The 4,465-nt window shown below is 37.2% G+C and carries 4 protein-coding genes; all 4 read right to left on the minus strand.

What is annotated here, in order from left to right:
- On the minus strand, positions 1-1,375 hold a 1,375-nt coding region (locus BZK14_RS00945), incomplete at its 3' end, for an efflux RND transporter permease subunit (protein ID WP_143691253.1).
- 15 nt (positions 1,376-1,390) lie between these two features.
- On the minus strand, positions 1,391-2,410 hold the full coding sequence (locus BZK14_RS00950; RefSeq protein ID WP_077924736.1) for an efflux RND transporter periplasmic adaptor subunit: 1,020 nt from the start codon (positions 2,408-2,410) through the stop codon (positions 1,391-1,393).
- A 147-nt stretch (positions 2,411-2,557) separates the two neighbouring features.
- Positions 2,558-3,865 (minus strand): NCS2 family permease, encoded by a 1,308-nt coding sequence (locus BZK14_RS00955; RefSeq protein ID WP_077924737.1) that lies wholly within the window; start codon positions 3,863-3,865, stop codon positions 2,558-2,560.
- A gap of 72 nt (positions 3,866-3,937) precedes the next feature.
- On the minus strand, positions 3,938-4,465 hold a 528-nt coding region (locus BZK14_RS00960), incomplete at its 5' end, for a DUF475 domain-containing protein (RefSeq protein ID WP_143691255.1).

Here is a 4,465-nt window from a genome sequence, read left to right on the forward strand (position 1 = left end):
TGAATGTTAAAGGTAAAAATACAGCTGCCAATGTGATGGTCATTGCAATGATAGCAAGGCCAATTTCCTTAGATCCTACAAAGGCCGCTTTGATGGGGGATAATCCAGTTTCAATATGCCTATGGATATTTTCTAGCATAACAATAGCATCATCCACAACTAATCCTATCGCTAACACAAAAGCGAGCATCGTTAAGGTATTAATGGAATAATCTAATAAATACATAACAAATAACGTACCCACTAATGCAATAGGGACTGTTACCATTGGTACTATGGTTGCCCGCCAATCTCGTAGGAAGAAGAAAATAATGATTCCTACAAAAACCAGTGCTTCAATAATGGTGGAATATACAGATTGCAGGGATTTATTAATAAATATTGAGTTGTCTGAGCTGATTTCTAGTGTGACATCATTAGGTAAGCTATCTTGTAAGGTTGGTAATACTTCTCGAATTGCAGCTGAGATGGTTAGAGGGTTTGCAACCGATTGTTTAATAATGGCGATCCCAACGCCTCGTTTCCCATTCATTCTAGGTCGAGATGTTTCTTCTACACCACCAAGTTCAACATTGGCTAAATCTCCCAATCTAACAATGTGTTGATTACCTATATTACCTGAAGTGTGATTGGTTGTTTTGACAATGATATTATCAAATTCTTCAACTGTATTTAAATCTGTTTGGGCGACGATATCTAGTTCTCGCGCGTTACTTTTAATGCTTCCTGCAGGAATTTCAACATTTTGTGCGCGTAGAGCTGCTTCGATATCTGTAATTGCAATATCAAATGCTGACATTTTTTCAGGATCTAACCATACGCGCATGACAGGATCTCGCCCGCCCCAAATTTCCAGATTGGAAATACCTTCTAAGAGTTCAACGTGTGGCTTGATGTTATTTTCAACAATTTTAGTGAGCTCAATAGGGGATAGTTTATCGCTTGTCAGTGTTAGTATCATGACAGGATCAGCATCTGAATCGCTTTTATTAATGATAGGCTCATCAACATCATCGGGCAGTAAGTATTTAGCCCGTGCTACTCGATCTCGAACATCATTAGCAGCTTCTTCTATATTTTTGCTTGGCTGAAATGATATATTGACAAATGACATACCACGGCGCGACATTGATGTCATAAAGTCAATACCATCAATGCTTGTGACAGCATCTTCAATGGCTTTAGTGACTTGTGTTTCTATAATTTCAGGGCTAGCACCGCTATATGTGGTACGAATACTGATGACGGGAAGATCGATATTAGGATATTCTCGAATACTCATGCGAGTTAAGCCAACAATACCTAATAATATAATTAAAATATTAAGGACGATGGCAAATACAGGGCGTTTAATAGATATGCTAGAAATTTTCATGGAGATTCTTTAGAGCTATTTGGGTTCAACAGGATTGATGATGGATTCATCGTGGATTCGGGCTTGCCCAACTTTGACAACCTTGTCACCATTTTTTAAGCCATGAATGATTTCGACGGCAAAACTTGAACGCTCACCTAAAATAACTTCTGTTAATTTGGCGGTATATTGGTTGTTTTCTTTAACAACACGATAAACATATTGTTTACCTTCAGAAGAGAAAATAGCTTCTTCCGGTACCATAATCACACTGTAGCCTAGAGGGATTTCTAAAGAAATTCTAGCAAACATACCAGGTAGTAAACTTTGGTCATGATTATCATAAATTGCGCGGACTGTTAAAGATTTACCTTCTTGTTCAATTTCAGGGCTCAATGCATAAATTTCAGCAGTGAATTTTTTTTTAGGAAAGTTATCTACCGAAAATTGTAATGGTTGTTTTAGTTCCACGGTATGTGCTAAACGTTCAGGAAGATTGAATTCTAGTTTTAATTTTTCTGTACTAACAATTGTGGTTAAATCACTGCCTATTTGGATATAACTGCCCGCATATTGGTTAATGAGCCCCATCTTTCCTTTAAAAGGTGCGGTTAGCGTTGTATGATCTACTTCAATTTGAGCCATTTCAAGTTCGGCTTCAGCTTGTAACTTAGCTGTTCTTGCTGCATCTACTTGTTGGGCGGTTGCACTGCCTGCAGATGCTTCTAATCGTTTAGCATTTTGTTCTGCATTACTTAAGTTAGCTTTTGCATTTTTGAGTTTGGCATTTGCTAGGCGATCATCAAATTTAATAAGTGCTTGGCCTTTTTCGACCACTGAGCCTTCTTCAAAATTGATAGAGGTAATTTTGCCAGATAACTCGGGGCGTAATGTTACACGTTCATAAGGTAGTAATGTACCAACAGCATGGATATATTCTTGTTTAGATGTTTCTTGTGTATCTGCAACTTCTACGCTAATACCTTTACTATAAGCAGTTGAAAATACGGTAAGGATCGTGAATAAAGTTAGAAGTATATTTTTTTTGGGGTTCATTGTTCAATCCATGAAAGCGATGCAGTGCCGATATTGTAAAGGATCAGTTGAAAAAAGCTTCATGTATTTGTCAGTATTTTGTAAAGGTTATAAAAAATCCCGCAGGTATTGCGGGATTGCGTGATAAATTTAAGTGCTATTGATTCATTAGTGTCCCATGTTTGATAAGATAAATTTGATCAAGAATAAAATTGCAATAATGTAAGTTGCAGGGTGAACTTCTTTAAATTTACCTGTAAAAATTTTCAAAACAACATAACTGATGAATGCAAAAGCAAAGCCATTTGCGATTGAATAAGTGAATGCCATAGTAAAGGCCATCAACGCAGCAGGAATTGCATTAGTTAAATCATCCCATTCAACTTCTGTTAATTCACGAAGCATAATACATGCTAAGTAGATTAAGGCGGGTGCTGTTGCATAAGCTGGTACAGCAGTTAATAGGGGAGAAAAGAATAATGCTGCTAAGAATAATAGGCCAACAGTTGCGCTTGTTAACCCTGTACGGCCGCCTGCTTGTACACCTGATGCGCTTTCAACATAAGCTGTCACAGAGCTTGTTCCCAGCATGCTGCCTGCAAGGATTGATGTACTGTCTGCAAATAATGCACGAGAGAAGCGCTTTTTATTTTCAGGTGATGTGTCATCTAAAATGTGCGCACGTTTTGCAACACCAATCAATACACCTGTAGCATCAAATAATTCAACCAATACTAATGTTAAGATAATTTGTAAGAATCCTGCTTCCAATACCTTGCTGAAATCAATTTGGAAGAATGTTGGTGCCAATGATGGTGGCATTGACACAACACCTGTAAAGTGTGTATTGCCTGTAAAGATGCTCAGAATTGAAACTGCTAAGATACCTATTAAGATCGCACCTTTAACTTTTAATGCATCTAACACGGCAATGATCAAGAAGCCCAAGATACAGAATAATGCTGAGGGATTTGCTAATGATCCTAGTTGTACTAAAGTTGCAGGATTATCAACAACTAAACCTGATGTTTGTAAGCCGATGAATGCTAAGAATAAACCAATGCCTGCGGCGATAGATGCGCGCAATGACTTGGGAATCCCCTCAATAATCCAGGTGCGTAATCCCGTTGCTGTGAGAATTAAGAATATAACCCCTGAAACAAATACGCCGCCCAATGCTTGTTGCCATGTAAAGCCCATTGTCGCAACGATTGTGAAAGCAAAGAAAGCATTTAATCCCATGCCAGGTGCTACGGCAATTGGATAGTTGGCTAAAAATGCCATAATGAAAGTACCCAGCGCTGCTGCAATACATGTTGCTACAAATACTGAGCCTTTATCCATGCCTGTGCTTGATAAGATAATTGGGTTAACAAAAATAATATAAGACATGGCCAAGAATGTTGTCAAACCGCCGATGGCTTCTGTCTGAACATTAGTTTTATGTTCTTTCAGTTTAAATAATCGCTCTAACATTAGAAAAACTCCTAGAAGTAATAAAGATTAAATTTAAAAAGCCTCATCTACATTTTGTAGTGAGGCTTATGTTTATTCTGTTTTGGGTTTAGATTTTAGAGATATTAATACTGATCCAACTAACACGATTAAAACAACAGAGAGAGAGATTGATGTTGGTATGTGAAAGTCAAAAGCGAGTAGTAACATTTTACTGCCAATGAATACTAAGATTGTTGCTAATCCATATTGTAAGAATGCAAAACGATCTGCCATATCTGCTAATAAAAAGTACATTGCACGTAAGCCTAGGATTGCAAATACATTAGAGGTCATAACGATAAATGGATCTTTGGTGATTGCGAAGATTGCAGGTACAGAATCTACAGCAAAAATAATGTCTGAAATTGTGATCACAATTAATGTTAGTAATAAAGGTGTGCCATAACGTACACCATTTTCTTTGGTGAAGAAGTGTTCGGCATCTAGTTTATCTGTAAATTTCATGCGTTTTTTAATAAAACGAATGAACCATTTTTGGTTTAAATCTTCTTCTTCATCAGATTTTTTGAACATTGTAAAACCTGTATAAACTAAGAAAGCACCAAACACATATAAGAT

Source organism: Wohlfahrtiimonas larvae (genome assembly GCF_002006755.1).
Taxonomy (GTDB): Bacteria; Pseudomonadota; Gammaproteobacteria; order Cardiobacteriales; family Wohlfahrtiimonadaceae; genus Wohlfahrtiimonas; species Wohlfahrtiimonas larvae.

Bases quoted from the DNA above. Each gene is read 5' to 3' on its own strand.
- BZK14_RS00950 (WP_077924736.1), bottom strand. From the start codon at position 2,410: ATGAACCCCAAAAAAAATATACTTCTAACTTTATTCACGATCCTTACC.
- BZK14_RS00955 (WP_077924737.1), bottom strand. From the start codon at position 3,865: ATGTTAGAGCGATTATTTAAACTGAAAGAACATAAAACTAATGTTCAG.